General features: G+C 68.1%; 13 protein-coding genes. 5 read left to right on the top strand and 8 right to left on the bottom strand.

Features of this window, described 5'->3' with window-relative positions; translation table 11 throughout:
* Positions 1-7 precede the first annotated feature (7 nt).
* Genes ROZ37_RS08880 through ROZ37_RS08865 form a run of 4 tightly spaced genes read left to right on the top strand, consistent with a single transcriptional unit; the run spans position 8 to position 4,161 of the window.
* Positions 8-1,111, top strand: coding sequence for a glycosyltransferase (locus ROZ37_RS08880; RefSeq protein WP_312658955.1), 1,104 nt, complete (start codon positions 8-10; stop codon positions 1,109-1,111).
* 1 nt (position 1,112) lies between these two features.
* Positions 1,113-2,135: a glycosyltransferase family 9 protein gene (locus ROZ37_RS08875; protein WP_312658954.1), complete on the top strand. Its 1,023-nt coding sequence runs from the start codon at positions 1,113-1,115 to the stop codon at positions 2,133-2,135.
* Complete coding sequence (locus ROZ37_RS08870) at positions 2,132-3,286, top strand: glycosyltransferase (RefSeq protein WP_312658953.1); 1,155 nt, start codon at positions 2,132-2,134, stop codon at positions 3,284-3,286. Before ROZ37_RS08875 ends, ROZ37_RS08870 begins: the two co-directional genes overlap by 4 nt.
* Positions 3,283-4,161, top strand: a complete 879-nt coding sequence (locus tag ROZ37_RS08865) for a glycosyltransferase (protein WP_312658952.1) — start codon at positions 3,283-3,285, stop codon at positions 4,159-4,161. Before ROZ37_RS08870 ends, ROZ37_RS08865 begins: the two co-directional genes overlap by 4 nt.
* Here the strand turns inward: ROZ37_RS08865 and ROZ37_RS08860 are convergent.
* Positions 4,134-5,360: an O-antigen ligase family protein gene (locus ROZ37_RS08860; protein ID WP_312658950.1), complete on the bottom strand. Its 1,227-nt coding sequence runs from the start codon at positions 5,358-5,360 to the stop codon at positions 4,134-4,136. The two genes, ROZ37_RS08865 and ROZ37_RS08860, sit on opposite strands and share 28 nt — an antisense overlap.
* A gap of 234 nt (positions 5,361-5,594) precedes the next feature.
* Here ROZ37_RS08860 and msbA point away from each other — a divergent pair, with 234 nt between their 5' ends.
* Entirely contained in the window at positions 5,595-7,409 is a 1,815-nt protein-coding gene (gene msbA, locus ROZ37_RS08855; protein WP_312658949.1) for a lipid A export permease/ATP-binding protein MsbA, read from the top strand.
* On the opposite strand, the gene ROZ37_RS08850 is transcribed toward msbA, so the two are convergent.
* Genes ROZ37_RS08850 through rfaE1 form a run of 7 tightly spaced genes read right to left on the bottom strand, consistent with a single transcriptional unit; the run spans position 7,406 to position 14,968 of the window.
* Positions 7,406-8,836: a lipopolysaccharide kinase InaA family protein gene (locus tag ROZ37_RS08850; protein ID WP_312658948.1), complete on the bottom strand. Its 1,431-nt coding sequence runs from the start codon at positions 8,834-8,836 to the stop codon at positions 7,406-7,408. The two genes, msbA and ROZ37_RS08850, sit on opposite strands and share 4 nt — an antisense overlap.
* Positions 8,833-9,663: a lipopolysaccharide core heptose(I) kinase RfaP gene (gene rfaP, locus ROZ37_RS08845; RefSeq protein WP_312658947.1), complete on the bottom strand. Its 831-nt coding sequence runs from the start codon at positions 9,661-9,663 to the stop codon at positions 8,833-8,835. The genes ROZ37_RS08850 and rfaP overlap by 4 nt, the downstream gene beginning before the upstream one ends.
* Positions 9,660-10,781 (bottom strand): glycosyltransferase family 4 protein, encoded by a 1,122-nt coding sequence (locus tag ROZ37_RS08840; RefSeq protein WP_312658945.1) that lies wholly within the window; start codon positions 10,779-10,781, stop codon positions 9,660-9,662. Before ROZ37_RS08840 ends, rfaP begins: the two co-directional genes overlap by 4 nt.
* Complete coding sequence (gene waaC / locus ROZ37_RS08835; RefSeq protein ID WP_312658944.1) at positions 10,781-11,947, bottom strand: lipopolysaccharide heptosyltransferase I; 1,167 nt, start codon at positions 11,945-11,947, stop codon at positions 10,781-10,783. Before waaC ends, ROZ37_RS08840 begins: the two co-directional genes overlap by 1 nt.
* Positions 11,948-13,024, bottom strand: coding sequence for a lipopolysaccharide heptosyltransferase II (gene waaF, locus ROZ37_RS08830; protein WP_312658943.1), 1,077 nt, complete (start codon positions 13,022-13,024; stop codon positions 11,948-11,950).
* Positions 13,003-13,962: an ADP-glyceromanno-heptose 6-epimerase gene (gene rfaD / locus ROZ37_RS08825; protein ID WP_312658942.1), complete on the bottom strand. Its 960-nt coding sequence runs from the start codon at positions 13,960-13,962 to the stop codon at positions 13,003-13,005. The genes waaF and rfaD overlap by 22 nt, the downstream gene beginning before the upstream one ends.
* 25 nt (positions 13,963-13,987) lie before the next feature.
* A complete protein-coding gene (gene rfaE1 / locus ROZ37_RS08820; RefSeq protein ID WP_312658941.1) occupies positions 13,988-14,968 on the bottom strand; it encodes a D-glycero-beta-D-manno-heptose-7-phosphate kinase in 981 nt (326 codons plus the stop codon).
* Positions 14,969-15,145 lie beyond the last annotated feature (177 nt).

Below are 15,145 nucleotides of genomic sequence, written 5' to 3'. Positions count from 1 at the left end.
CTTGCCGTTGAAGAACGAAAAACTGCTGATCCTCGATGGGATCGGCGGCGTGCCGCTCGGTCGGGAGATTCACCGCGCGTGCGAGGCGCTCGGGGTAGCTGCTTCGTACCGCGACGGCGCGGAGTTTCCGAAGATCCCGCTCTACGGGCTGCGCTCGGCGTGGACGAAGGCGGTCAATCGCGGCGCCAGTGACTCGTTCTTCCACCTGCCGCGACTCGCCCGTAAGGCGGTAGAGCGAGCCATCCGCCGCGAGGCCCCGGCGGTCGTGCTGGTCATCGGCTTCGTCTACAAATTCATCGACCCGGCGTTCCTGCTCGCGTTGAAGCGCGAGCTCGGCTTTTCGCTCGTGCTGTTCGACACGGATAGCTGCAACCTGTACAGCAAGCGGCGCGAGTTCGTATTCTTCATCGAGAACGAACTTCCCATCTACGACCGCATTCTCTCGTTCTCGCGGGTGACAACAGGCTTCTTCCGCGACACACGAGGCCTCGATGCGACGTACTTTCCATTCGGCGCGAGTCCGATCGACATGCCGGTACCGAGCGGGCAGGCGCACGACGTGCTGTTCGTCGGCAGTTCCGACCTGCGCCGGATCTTTTTGCTCGAGCACATCCGCGATCACGTCTCGGTGTTCGGTAACCGCTGGCAGCGCAACTATCCGCTGATCTCGCCCGGGCTCAAGCGCCGCATTACCGATCGCGCCGTCTGGGGCGAGCAGCTGCACCAGCACTTCGCTGATGCGAAGATCGTGCTCAACATCACGCGCACCCCGTTCTACGCCGCAGAGACCGGGATCAGCCTGCGCATCTTCGAGGCGCTCGCCGCCGGTGCATTCCTGCTGACCGATTATTGCGACGAGGTCGCCGAGTTGTTCACGCCCGGCGTCGAACTCGAGATGTTCCGGAGTTCGTCCGAGCTCGTCGACAAGATGAGGTTCTATCTCGAGAATCCTGAGGCTCGCGCAGCCGTGGCGCGCCGCGGCCACGAGCGCTTTCTGCGCGAGTTCACCTGGGAGCGGCGCGCCGCCCAGTTGCTGGTGCAGCTCGGCTTGAGGCCCGCGGGCGTCGCAGCGCAGTCCGAGCAGGTCGGCGCAAGCCCGGGAGGGGCCTAAGGTGGCCGAAGATCCGATTGCGCTCGTCTCCTTCGACTCGCTCGGCGATAGCCTCATCTACGTGATGATGGCGGACAACCTGCAGCTCAATGGCTTCGACGTCACACTGTTCGGGCGCGTCGCGCACCAGCTGCGCGAGTGGGTGCCGCACCTGAAGGTGCAACCGTATCCCCCCGAGGCGGATTTCGCCCACGCGTTCGACCACTTCCGTCTGGTGCTGATGAGTCCGCCGCGCTTCCTGCGCGAAACGCTGACCGGCGATGCGCTTGCCGCGGCGCGCGACAAGTGGGTGCTGCTGTGTCAGAAGGTGCCGCCCGATTGGTACGCCGATCATCGTGAGCGGCTTCGGGCCGCGCTTCCCGAGGAGCGTTATGCGGCGTTCGATGCGCTCGCGGCAAGTGGCGGATCGATCCGCTTTCGCAGTTTTTCCACCGAGAGCGTCGTCGATATCACATTGGAATACATGCAGAAAAGGATGGGCTTGCGTGAGGTGCGCCGAAACGTGCCGCTCTCTCCACCGGAGGGCTTGCGGCGCGGCCGTCACGCGCGACGGATCATCGTCAGCCCGGATTCCGCGGGGCCGGAAAAGAAGGAATGGAGCCCGTCGAGGTTCATCCGCCTGTGCCACGCGCTGCGCCGACGCGGCTACGAGCCACAGATCATCGTCGCTCCACCCAATCATGCTCGCTGGCGTGCGATGAAGGGCAACGTGTTCGAAACGCCGCGGTTCGACACGATCGATGCGCTCGCAGCCCACGTCTTCGAATCCGGCGCGCTCATCGCGAACGATTCCGGCAACGGACACCTCGCCTCGTTCCTCGGCGTACCGGTGATCACGATCTACCGCAAGCCGAACGAGAAATTCCACTGGCGCCCGGCGTGGGGCCCCAGCAGGGTCGTGTGTCCGAAGATCTGCCTGCCCGGAATCCGGGACTCGATCTGGCGACCGTTCATCACCTGCGGCCAGATCATCGCAGAGCTCGAAACACTCCTCGAACGAGAAAGGAATATCACGTCCGTATGACTCGCCGCGTCAAGGTCTTGCAACTTCAGCCTGACTACAACGTCAAGCGCTACGGCTTCGCCGACCTCGCCGAGCAGATCGTGCTGAGTCTGCCCGCGGAGCGCTTCGAAGTCGTTTCGGCGTATCTCGCCGGGCGTCCGGAGCCGGGCGGGCCGGTTAGCCGGGCCGAGCGCGCAGTGCATTTCGGCTTCTCGGACGCAGAGCTCAAGGGCGCGCGCGTCGGCGTTGCGCGCGAGCTCTTTCGCTTCTGCCGGACCGAACGCTTCGACGTCGTAATCTGCAATCGCTGGAAGACGATTAGTCTGATGCTGCTGCTCAACAAGCGGCTGCGCATTCCAGCATGCATCGCGATCGTCCACGGTGTCAGCGACTACGACCGTCTTTCGCGACGGTTGCACGTGCGCGCGCTGGTGGACGAGCGCTGGCGCTTCGTCGGCGTCTCGCCGGCGGTCCGGCAGGCGCTGCTCGACGCGCGCTGCGGCCTCGGCCCGCACAACGCGCATGCGATCACGAACGCGATCGACATCGACGAGGCGACCGATCTGCTGCTCGCGCGCGATGACGCGCGGCGCACGCTCGGCATCGCCCCCGACGCCCGTGTCGTCGGCACGATCGGCCGGCAGGTTCCGGTCAAAGGCTACCTTCACCTCGTCCGTGCGTTTGCGCGCGTGGCGGGTCGTTTCCCGGATGTCGTGCTCGTGCTGATCGGCGCTGGGCGCCAGTCCGGCGAGTTACGCGACGAAGTCCGCAGGCTCGGCATCGAGGACCGCGTTGTGCTGCCCGGCACCGTCCCGGACGCGCTGCGCTTCCTGCGCGCGTTCGACCTGTGGGCGATGCCGTCGCTCGAGGAGGGGTTCCCCCTCGCACTGCTCGAGGCGATGGCAGCGGGACTGCCGGTGATCGCGTCCGATATCCCGTCGATGCGTGACCTCGTCGCCGGGGCGGGCGGTGCGCTCGTGCCGCCGGCCGACGACGTCGCGCTCGCCGACGCGCTCGCCGAGCATCTCGTGCTGCCGCGCGAGGGGCTCGTCGACAAAGGCGCGTCCGCACATGCATATCTGCGCGCACATCACGCCATTGGCCGCTACCGGCGCGCATACCGCGACGCCATCGAGGGTGCGCTCGCGCGCGTCGCGGAGGGCACCGAATGAGTGCGGCACCGCTCGTCAGCGTGATCATCTCGTCGTACAACCATGCGCCGTACGTCGAGGATGCGATCCGCAGCGTGCTTGCGCAGACCTACCCGCGCGTCGAACTGCTCGTCGTCGACGACGGCTCGACCGACGACAGCGCAGAGCGCATCGCGCGGCTTCAGGCGGAGTACGGCTTCGATTTTCGCGTGCAGGAGAACAAGGGGCTCACGCGGACGCTGAACGACGCGGTCGCGCGCGCGCGCGGCGAGCTGATCGCGCCGTTGGGCAGCGACGACATCATGCTCCCCGAGCGTCTCGCGATCCAAACCGCTTACCTCGCGGACAAGCCCGAAGTCGGCATCTGCGCCGGAAACATCGAGCTGATCCACGCCGACGGCACGCCTTTCTGTGACGCGCGCCAGTCGCGCGAGCTTCCGTTCCGCAGGCTCGATTTCGACGACATGTTCAACGAGCGCAAACCGGGCCCCGCCGCGCCGACGCTGTTGATCCGACGCGAGGCGTTCGAGCGGGTTGGCGGCTTCGATCCGGCGATTCGCCTCGAAGACCTCTACATCGAGCTCAAGATTACGCACGCCGGCTATTTCATCGACGTCCTCGGCGACGTGCTCGCGCGCTACCGGAAGCACGACACGAACAGTTACCGCAACCTGCGCTTTATGACGGACGCAATCCTGCGGATCTACCGAGACTACGCTGACGATCCGCGCTACGACGAGGTCCGGCTGCGCTTCCTGAATTCGATGTTCGTGAAATCGGCGAATCGTGACCGCGCACTCGCGCGTGAACTGCTCGCGCAGCTGCCGCTGCGAAGCTGGAACGGCAAGACGGTGCGCGGGATGCTGCGCTACCTGTTCTCGCGCCCGTCGCGCTGAGAGGGCGGCGATTCGCTGCGCACCGTGAACGCGGCGACGAGCGCGAGAGGAATCCAGATCAGGAACCAGTGCTCGTTCGGGCGCGACAAGAAGGAACCGCCTTCGGTCATGCCGGCGACGAGACCATAGACGAGCGGCGCCGAACAGACGAGGACGGCGCGGCTCGCTCGCCCACGCCATGCCGCAACGAACGCGGCGCCATACAGCGCGACCCACAGCACGAGGCCGATGGCGCCGCCCTGATACAGCACCCCGAGCGTCATGTTGTGCGGATCCCACAGCGCGTAGCCGAGGTCCCCGACATGAATTCGTAGCGGGTGCTCGAAGCCGTGGCCGACGACCGGGTGCTCGGAGATCTGGCGCAAGGCGTCGGCCCAGATCTGCGGCCGGTAGGACAGGCCCCGCTGGGCGATAACGTCCGGCCACGCGAGTGCGACCGAGCCGGCGATGGCGACGAGAGCTGCGCAAGCGATGAGCCCGCGCGGGCCACGGACCAGCGCCGCGAGCCACAACACCGTCGCTGCGAGCGCGACGAGTGGCGTTCGGGATCCGGTCGCGACAATCAGCCCGCCGAGGAGCGCGACCGCGAAGAGGTGTAGGGGCGTCCAGCGCAGTGGCGCTGAGATCCAATGGCCGATCCACAGCGCCGCGAAGAAGCCGAACACGTGCGATGTCAGCAGCGGATTGATCAGCGCGCCATGACCGACGAGCCGCGCGCTCGCGAAAGGCTGCATTCGCAAGTGCTCGACCAGCAGTATTGTCGCGCTGGCGGCCGCGCCGCACGCCGCGGCGCGCACGACGAGCGCGAGCCGGTCCGGCAGCAGGCGGCCGAGCTCGATGCAGGCGACGAACAGCATCAGCACGTAGAGGGGGCGCTTCAGAAGCGAGCCGGCGCTGCGTTCGGCGTCGGTCCACGCGACGCTCAGCGCGAAGTAGGACGCGAATGCGACGAACGCAACGAATACCGGCGAGCGTGCGAGCGCCGGCAGCAATTCGCGCCGGGTTGCCGCGAGTACGAGGGCGGGCGCCGCGATCAGGGCGTAGAAGAGCTGGTGGTAGATACTGCGCTCGCCGCTCCAGACCATGCCGGTTAGTAGGACGACGAGCCCGGCCGGCAGCACGTAGCCGGACAGCAGGTCTGCGACGGCGCCAGCGGCGGGCGGGGGGGGAAGAAGGGCGGAGGAGCTTGTTCGCTGCACTCGATGTGGATTCCTGGTGACGCGAGGTTGCGGGGTTTTGTGCTACGGGATCGGGTGGCAAGGCAATGGACGCGGTTCCGGGTGGTGTTCGTGCCGAAACCCGCGTCGGGACGAGGTGCGCGAAGCGAACCTTCATCGGTGACGCGGTGGGCTTCGCCGTCCACGTGCGGACGCGGTTAAGGGCGAGGTTCGGGCCGCATGATAGCATCTCCCGTTTTATCGCCCGGACCGCCCATGCGACCCGACGAAGCAACGGCCGCACATAGCCTCACGATCTACTTCCGCCTGCTGCGCTACGTGCGTTCCTATGTCGGGCTGTTCGCGATCAGCATTCTCGGTTACATCATCTTCGCGTCCTCGCAGCCAATGTTGGCTGCGGTCCTGAAGTACTTCGTCGATGGGCTGATCGATCCGACGGCGACGCCGTTCTCCGGCGTCCCGTTTTTTGCCGAGCTGCCGCTGATGCACGCGGTGCCCGTGCTCATTGTGTTGATCGCCGCATGGCAGGGCGTCGGGTCCTATCTCGGCAACTTCTTCCTTGCGAAAGTATCGCTCGGGCTCGTGCACGACCTGCGTCTCGCGCTGTTCGATAGTTTGCTGCGGCTGCCGAACCGCTACTTCGACGAGCACAACTCCGGGCACCTTATTTCTCGCATCACGTTCAACGTGACGATGGTCACCGGAGCGGCGACTGACGCAATCAAGATCGTAATCCGCGAAGGCCTCACCGCGGTTTTCCTGTTCGGCTACCTGCTGTGGATGAACTGGAAGCTCACGCTGGTGATGATCGCGATTCTTCCTGTGATCGGCGTGCTCGTCGGCAACGCGAGCCGCAAGTTCCGCAAGCAGGCGAAGAAGATCCAGACGGCGATGGGCGACGTCACGCATGTCGCATCCGAGACAATTCACGGCTACCGTGTCGTGCGCAGTTTTGGCGGAGAGCCGTACGAATCCGAGCGCTTCCGGGTCGCGAGCGCCGACAACACGCGCAAGCAACTGCGCATGGTCAAGACGGGTGCCGTGTTCACGCCGTCGCTTCAGCTCGTGACTTACATTGCCATGGCGGTCGTGCTGTTCCTCGTGCTGTTGCTGCGCGGGGATTCAACAGCCGGCGATCTCGTTGCGTACATCACTGCGGCGGGCCTGCTGCCGAAACCGGTGCGCCAGTTGTCCGAGGTCAGCTCGACGATCCAGCGCGGGGTCGCCGGCGCCGAGAGCATCTTCGAGCAGCTCGACGAGGCGCCGGAAGCGGATCGGGGCACGGTCGAGCGCGAGCGGGTGAGCGGGCGCATCGAGGTGCGCGAGCTGAGCTTCCGCTACCCGGGCGCCGAGCGCGACGTGCTCGATCGCGTCGGCTTCATCGTCGAGCCGGGGCAGATGGTCGCGCTCGTCGGGCGGTCGGGCAGCGGCAAGTCGACGCTCGCGAACCTGATTCCGCGCTTCTACCACCACGAGCGCGGGCAGATCCTGATCGACGGCGTCGACGTCGAGGACTACACGCTGCGCAACCTGCGCCGGCACATCGCGCTGGTGACGCAGCAGGTGACACTCTTCAACGACACGGTCGCGAACAACATCGCATATGGCGACCTCGCCGGCGCGCCGCGCGCGGCGATCGAGGCGGCAGCGGAAGCGGCGTACGCGAAGGAATTCATCGATCGGCTGCCGCAGGGTTTCGACACGCCGATCGGCGAGAACGGGGTGATGCTGTCGGGCGGGCAGCGGCAGCGCCTCGCGATCGCACGCGCGCTGCTGAAGGACGCGCCGATCCTGATTCTCGACGAGGCGACGTCCGCGCTCGACACCGAATCCGAACGCCACATCCAGGCGGCTCTCGATCACGCGACGCGCGGGCGCACGACGGTCGTGATTGCGCACCGGCTGTCGACGATCGAGAAGGCCGACGTGATCATGGTGATGGACCAGGGACGGCTCGTCGAACGCGGGTCACATGCCGAACTGCTTGCGGCGGGCGGTCATTACGCGCGGCTGCACTCGAGGCAGTTCCACGATGACGCGGGGGGCGCGGCGGAGCCCGCGCGCGCCTAGGCCGACGACAGATTGTCGTCGAGCCAGCGGTGCAGCCCGCTGTCCGCCGGCCAGTTGCGCAGCAAGCGAGCGCGGTCCCGACGCCATGCGCGGGCGTAGGTCCGGGAGCTGCGATGATGGATGGCCGCGTCGAGGTCGATGACGACGATGGAACCGTCCTGCCACAACAGGTTCGTGGCCTTCATGTCGCCGTGGCTGATGCGCTGACGGTGCAGCGCGCCGAACAGTGCTCGTAGCGCGGCGGCTTCGGCCGGCGGCGGGCCGGAGGCGACATGCGGCGCGAGGTGCTCGAGAAGGTTCGGGCCGGGGCAGTGTTCGGTGATCAGCCAAGCGCGACCGCGCAGCGGCCCGATGCGGGCCTCGACGAGCGCGAGCGGCGCCGGCGTCGGAATGCCGAGAAAGCGCAGCCGATGGCCTTCGAGCCAGGAATGCCATGCGCGGCTCGGGCGCCACGCCCGCGACAGCGCATGGCGTGCGTGCTTCAGGTTGTAGCGCTTGACGACGAGTGTGCGGCCGCCGAGATCGACGCGCGCGACCGTGCAGGTGCCGCCGTCCTTGAGCAAGGTTCCGGCCGCGAGCCAGCGGTCGGGCTCGGCGACGAGCGGCGCGAGCGTGTCGGCTTCCTCGCGGACGACGGCGGCGAAGCGGCGGAAGTCCTGCTCGACGCGGAACAGCGTGCAGTCGCGCAGCGCCTTGCCGAGATAGTCCTTCAGCCGCGCGGCGCGCAGCCGGTCGATCTCTGAAGCGAGATGCGACGGATCGGGATCGAGCGACGGATAGCCGGCGCGGTAGGCGGGGAGGAGGGCGGGCAGTTGATCGTCCCAACCGGTGGGCAATTGCGCGACCAGCAGCGCGAGGTTCGCGGTCGCATCCGCCGCGGAGAGCGGACTTCCGGCGTGAGTCGCATCGACCGCGTCACCGTCGATGACGAAGAGCCGGTTGTCCTGCTGCAGGAAGTTGCCCAGATGGAGGTCGTGTTGGAGCAGGCCGCGGGCGTGCAGGCGGCCGAGCATCGCGAACGCCGGTGCGAGCACCGCGAGCGCATCCGCATCGCCGGGCGGGCGATTCGCGTGCAGTGCCCAGCGCTCGGCAAGGCTCTCGGCGTCCGCGAGGTAATCCGTCAGCAGCGCGTGGCCGTCGCCGGCGAGCGGGCCGGCGTGGATCAGGGCCGGGGTCGGGAGTGCGGCGGCCGCGAGCGCCCCGAGTCCTTCATGCTCGCGCCGCATGTGGCGCGCGCTGCAGCCCGCGATGAAAAGCTTGGCGACCACGCGCCGACCGTCTAACTCCGCGTCGCCGACGATGCGCTTGCCGGGCAGCAGGCGCAGTACGCGGTGCACCGTCAGCAGCCGGCCGTCGTCGAGCGCGACGGTGAAGGGTAGCGCCGGCGTACGGCCCGCCTCGCGCAGCGCCGGGGCGGTCGTCGTCACCGGCGCTCTTCCGCGGGCGCGTATTTGCGCAGGTAGCGCGTCTGCAGCTGGGCCGCGCGGGTTTCGAGTCGTGCGATCAGAGCGGCTTCGTCGCGCAGGATTTCGCGCAGCGGACGCCCGAAATAGCCGCGCAGGAAGCGCAGCTTGTCGCGCTGCGTGAGGCCGATGTCGAGCGCCGAAAAGTACAGCGACGCGAGATCCTTGTCGCGCCAGCGCCGTGGCGTGCGCGCGCGAATCTGCGCGCGATGCAGGTCGATCAGCGACAATCGCAGCGCCGCCGGCGTCGGCGCGGGGTCGAGGTGCAGCAGGAAGTGGCAGATGTAGAAGTCGCGGTGGTTCATGCCGCTCCCGTGCATCTTGCGGGCGACGTCGGCGACGCGTGCGATCAGCGCCCGCTTCAGTGCGAAAGCGGGCGGACGGCGCGGCCAATCGCGGCAGAAATCCTCGAGGCTCACCGTCGGGGCGAGCTCCTCGGTGACGATGAAGGAATGCTGTTTCGCCGGGTTCGTGCCGCGCTCGCCATACGCGACGGCCTTCATCGTCGCGACGCCTAGCCCCGTCAGGTGCGCGATCGCGCGCCATTCGTTGCGCGCGCCGAGCACCGGCAAGCGTGCCGACGCGAGATTCTTCACGATCTCGCCCCAGCCCACGCCCCGGTGGATCTTGACGAAGTAGCCGCGGCCGTCGATCTCGACGCGTAGCGTCCGGCGGCCTTCGAGCTCGCGAAAGACTTCGCCCCGCAACGCTTCGACCGCGTCGAACGGGTCGCGCCCCGCCCACAGCGAGCGGAAGGGTTCGTCGACGACGAGCACTGCGGTCCCGCTCATCCGCGTCCCTGCAGGATGATGTCGGCCGCGCGTTCCGGCAGACCATAGAGATCCGCGCGGTCGGCAAACACAAGGCCGTTCGCGCTCCACTTCGCGCGCGCGGCGTCGTCGGCGAGCATCTGCGAGAGCATCCGGTCGAGCGCGGCCTGTTCGAAGGGCGCGGGCACGACGCGCCCGGCGTCCGCATCCTCGATGTAATGCGCGTAGCCGCAGGCCGCGCTCGCGAGCACCGGCAGCCCGGCGACGAGCGCTTCGAGCAGCACCGTACCGGTGTTCTCGTTGTACGCCGGATGGATCAGCAGGTCGGCGCCGAGCAGGAAGCGCGGGATGTCGTTGCGGCCCTGCAGGATGCTGACGCGGTTGCCCAGCCCGAGCGTGTGCATCTGCACGAGAAAGGGCTTCGGATCGTCCTGGCCGATTGCGATCAGCCGCGTGCGCTGCTTCAGCGGCTCCGGCAGCGACGCGAGCGCCTTCAGGCTGCGGTCCAGCCCTTTCGTCTTGAAGCCGGAGCCGATCTGCACGAGCAGCAGGTCGCGTTCGCCGAGCTTGAAATCGCGCCGGAACTCGGCTCGGATCTCCGCGGCGTTCGCCGGTGCACGACGGTCGGGCGCGATGCCCGGCGGCAGCAGATGGAAGCGGCGCGCCGGCGTGCCGTAGTGCTGCATGAAGAGCGGCTGCTGGGCTGCCGAGATCATCAGGATCTCGGTGTGCACTTCCGGTGCGAACACCGCGCGCTCGTAGGCGGCGAAGTGGCGATAGCGGCGCGACAGGCGGTACAGCGGGTTGCGCAGCGTGCGCGCCTTGTCCTCGAAGCAGGGGTCGGCGGCGTAATAGACGTCGAGGCCGGGCATCTTGTTGAAGCCGACGACGCGGTCCCCCGGCCGGCGCGCCAGGTCCTGCTGCACCCAGGCGGTGAATTTCTCGTTGCGCGTCGGATTCGTGATCGCCCACACCGGCACCCGGATCACCTCGAAGTCGGGCGGAACGTCGCCTTCCCAGTGCAGCGTGTAGACGCGGATCGCGTGGCCGCGCGCCTGGCAGGCGAGCGCGATGCGCAGGAAGTCGCGCTGCAGGCCGCCGAACGGGAAGAACTTGTACAGGCAGAACGCAAGCTGCATCAGCCGCTCGCCTTGCGGTCGAACATCGAGCGGATCAGCGGCGGCTGTGAGCCCCCCGTGTCGGCAAGCGAGCCGTCGGCGCCGCCGGCCGGCACTTCGAGTGCGTCGGGCAGGCTGTTGCACGCGAGGATCGACTGCAGCGAAGTCCAGACTCGCTCCGGATCGAGCCGCGTGAAACACAGCGGGTGTTCGGTGACGAGGTCGAAGCGCGCGCGTTCCTCGCTCGTCGGCACGTGCGTGCATTGCCGCTGCAGGCACGGCGCGCAGGCGAGGTTCGACGCGAGATGGAACTGGTTCGGGCCCCACGCGCCGGTGTAACCGGGGTTCGTCGCGCCGAACAGCGACAGCGTCGGCACACCGAACGCCGCAGCGAGATGGCCGAGGCCGGTGTCGACCGCGACGCAGGCGCGCGCGCCCGCGACCTCGCGCGCGATGCCTTCGAGCCGGAGGCGCGGCAGCACCGTCACGTTCGGCAGGTCGCGCGCGAGCCGGCAGGCGCGCTCGAATTCCACGTCGTTGCCCCACGGCAGGCGCACCGCCCATCCATGGCCCGCCGCGCGCTCGACCAGCCGGCGCCAGTAGATTTCGGGCCAGTGCTTCGTGACCCAGGTGGTGCCGTGCAGGAATAGCAGGTACGGGTCGTGGTCGTCGGCGCCGGCAATGCGGCGGCGATCCAGCCCGTAATCCCCCGGTCCGTCCGGCACGGCGTAGCCGAGCGCTTTCGCGAACAGTTCGCGCACGCGGTCGACGGCGTGGCGTCCGACCGCGACTGTATGAGGATGGGAGTAGAAGCGGCTCGCGAGCGGCTCGCGCGCCGAATTGTGGTCGAGACCGTGCACCGGTTTGCCGCTGTAGCGTGTCAGGACCGCGCTCTTCAGCAATCCCTGCGCATCGATCGTCGCGTCGTAGCGGCCTTTCTCGATCTGCCGCTTGAAGCCGCTCCATTCGCCGCTCATCAGCGCGCGCAGCGGCGCCTTGCGCCAGCGCCGGACCGCGACCGGGATCACGCGGTCGACGGCCGGATGCCACGCGGGAATCTCCGCGAAAGCTTCCTCGACGACCCAGTCGAAACGGATGCCGGGGATCGCCTGCGTCGCGTCGGTGAGCGCCGGCAGCGTATGAATGACGTCGCCGAGCGAGGACGTCTTGACGACGAGCACGCGCATTCAGACGGCTCCGGCGGAGCGGACGCAGCGTAGCGGCGCGGCCAGCCCGAGCGTCTCGAGCGCGCGCAGCACGCTCTGCGGGGTGATCTCCTTCAGGCAGTTGGTGTGGCCGAGCGGGCAGACGCGCTCGAAGCACGGCGAGCATTCGAGGCGCAGGTAACGGACGACGACGCGATCCGCGAGCGGCGGCGTGTGGTCCGGCGTCGACGAACCGTAGATCGCGACGAGCGGCCGGTCGAGCGCGGCGGCGACGTGCATCAGTCCGGAGTCGTTCGTCACCGCGGCCTCGCTCATCGCGAGCAGGTCGACTGCGTCGGCGAGCCGCGTGCGTCCGCACAGATTGATGATGCCGTCGCCGCCGCTGCGCACGATCTCGTCGCCGCCGGGTGCGTCCTTGTCGGAGCCGAGGATCCAGACCTGATGGCCGCGCGCGACGAGCTCGCGCGCGAGCGTCGCGAAATGCGGCAGCGGCCACTGTTTTGCCGGCCCGTACTCGGCGCCCGGCATGAAGCAGATCGCCGGGCGGTCGGAGGCGAGCTGGTGCGTCTCGCGCAGGCGCGCCTGGTTCACCGGGTCGGGCGTCAGGCACGGTCGCGGCAGCGGGTGCGGCAGCAGCGCGCGCGGCGGCAGCCCGAGCGCGATGAAGCGCTGCACGGTCATAGGCAGCGCCTGCTTGTCGAGCGGACGGATGTCGTTGAGCAGGCCGTAGCGCATCTCGCCGCGGAAACCGGTGCGCTGCGGAATGCGGGCGAAGAACGGCACGAGCGCGGATTTCAGCGACCCCGGCAGCACGATCGCCTGGTCGTGGCGCGTCTTTGCCAGCTCGCGCCCGAGCCGCCAGCGCGTGCCGAGGTCAAACTCTCCGTGACCGAGCGGCATCGCGATGCCGCGCCGCACCTGGGGCATGCGCTCGAGGATAGGCAGCGACCAGCCGGGCGCGAGCACGTCGATGTCACAGGGGCCGGCGGCCTTCAGCGTCATGAAGAGGCTCTGCGCCATCACCATGTCGCCGACCCATGACGGGCCGACGACGAGAATCCTGCGGCTGGACGCCATCAGTCGCGCAGCGCCAGCCATTCCATGTACCGCGGCACGCCGACTTCGACCGGCATGAACTCGCGGTCGTATCCCGCTTCCCGCAGCGCCGTCATGTCCGCCTGCGTGAAGCTCTGGTAGCGGCCCTTGAGGTGCTCGGGAAACGCGATGTAGTCGATGCCGCCGCCGCCCGTTTCGCCCTTGTGCCACGCCAGCGCGGCGCGTGCGACCTCGTTGAAGGTCTGCGCGCGGCCGGTGCCGACGTTGAAGATGCCGCGCACCCCCGGGTTGTCGAGCAGCCACAGATTGACCGCGACGACATCGTCGACGTGGATGAAGTCGCGCTGCTGCTCGCCCGGGCCGTAGCCGTCCGCCCCTTCGAACAGACGTAGCCGTCCGCTCTCGTTGAGCTGGTTGTGGAAGTGGTAGGCGACGCTCGCCATGCTGCCCTTGTGCTGCTCGCGCGGCCCGTAGACGTTGAAGTAGCGCAGGCCCGCGACCTGGCTCTCGATTCGCGGCGCGAGCGTGCGCAGGTGGCAGTCGAAGAGGAACTTCGAGTACGCGTACATGTTGAGCGGGCGCTCGAACTCGCGCGACTCGCGGAAGGTCGGGCCCATGCCGTAGACGGACGCCGACGACGCGTACAGGAACGGCACGCGCCGCGCGAGCGCCCACGCGAGCAGCGACTTCGTGTACTCGTAGTTCACCGACATGACGAAGCGGCCGTCCCACTCCGTCGTCGAGGAGCACGCGCCTTCGTGGAAGATCGCTTCGACCGGGCCGAAGTCCTCGTTCGCCTCGATGCGGCGCAGGAAATCGTCCTTGTCCATGTAGTCGCGGATGTCGGCGTCGGCGAGGTTCAGGCACTTGCGGCCGTCGGTCAGGTCGTCGACGACCAGGATGTCGCGCTGGCCGCGGTCGTTCAGGCCCTGCACGATGTTGCTGCCGATGAAGCCGGCGCCGCCGGTGACGATGATCATCTTTTCCCTCCTGAGTGCGCTTGCGTTACGCGCGCGGTCCTGCCGGGCGGACCGCGGTGGTCGCGGCCTGCAATGCGAGATCGAGTTCGGCCATGTTGACGGTCGCGGTCCCGAGCTTGCCGACGACGACGCCGGCCGCAAGATTCGCGAAGGTGGTCGCGTCGGGCAGCGACAGACCGCAGGCGAGGCCCGCGCCGAGCACCGCGACGACCGTGTCGCCCGCGCCGGTGACGTCGAACACGTCGCGCGCCTGAGTCGGCAGGTTCAGCGGTTCGGCGCCCTTTTGCAGCAGCGTCATGCCGCGCTCGCTGCGCGTGATGAGCAGGGCCTCGAGATCGAGCATGTCGCGCAGCGCCTCGCCGCGCGAAACGAGCGTGGCTTCGTCCGCGCAATGACCGACGACCGCCTCGAACTCGCTGAGATTCGGCGTGATCACGGTCGCGCCGGCGTAGCGGCCGAAATCCGTGCCCTTCGGGTCGACCACGACCGCGACGCGATGTTCGCGCGCGACGCGGATCAGCGTCCCGACTTCGGCGAGCGTTCCCTTGCCATAATCGGAAAGCACGATCGCGCCGCTGCCGGTGACGGCGTTGCGGAACGCTTCTTCGATGCCGGCGCTTTCGAGCACCGCGAAGCTGTCTTCGAAATCGAGCCGGATCAATTGCTGGTGCCGACTGATCACGCGCAGTTTCGTGATCGTCGGATGCTGTGGCGCTTCGAGCAGGCGGCAGACGACGCCGCCGCCTTCGAGCCGCTCGCGCAGCAGCCGTGCGGCTTCATCGCGTCCGACGAGCGCGACGAGTTGCGCGTTCGCGCCGAGCGACGCGATGTTGAGCGCGACGTTGCCGGCGCCGCCGGCGCGGAATTCGTCGGCCTCGACCTTGACCACCGGGACCGGCGCTTCGGGCGAGATGCGCGTCGTCGAGCCGTGCCAGTAGCGGTCGAGCATGACGTCGCCGACGACGAGGACGCGGCCGTTCGAGAAGTCGGGCAGGGTGGGCGGCATGAGGCGGCGGGCGTGATCGGCGTGCTGAAAAGTCGGAGATTATCCCACGAACGGCTGTTTTCGACCTGTCGGCGTCGCGGCGCCTGGCCCGCTCGCGCCTGAAGCGCGGGCCGCGTCAGCGTTTCGCGCCGACGCGGCCAGGCAGTCCGGCGCGGGGCGGCCGGGCTTTCACGACCC

This window comes from Aromatoleum sp. (assembly GCF_032027225.1).
Classification (GTDB): domain Bacteria; phylum Pseudomonadota; class Gammaproteobacteria; order Burkholderiales; family Rhodocyclaceae; genus Aromatoleum.
The sequence above is the reverse complement of the archived record's forward strand: the minus strand, read 5'-3'. Positions and strand labels throughout refer to the sequence as shown.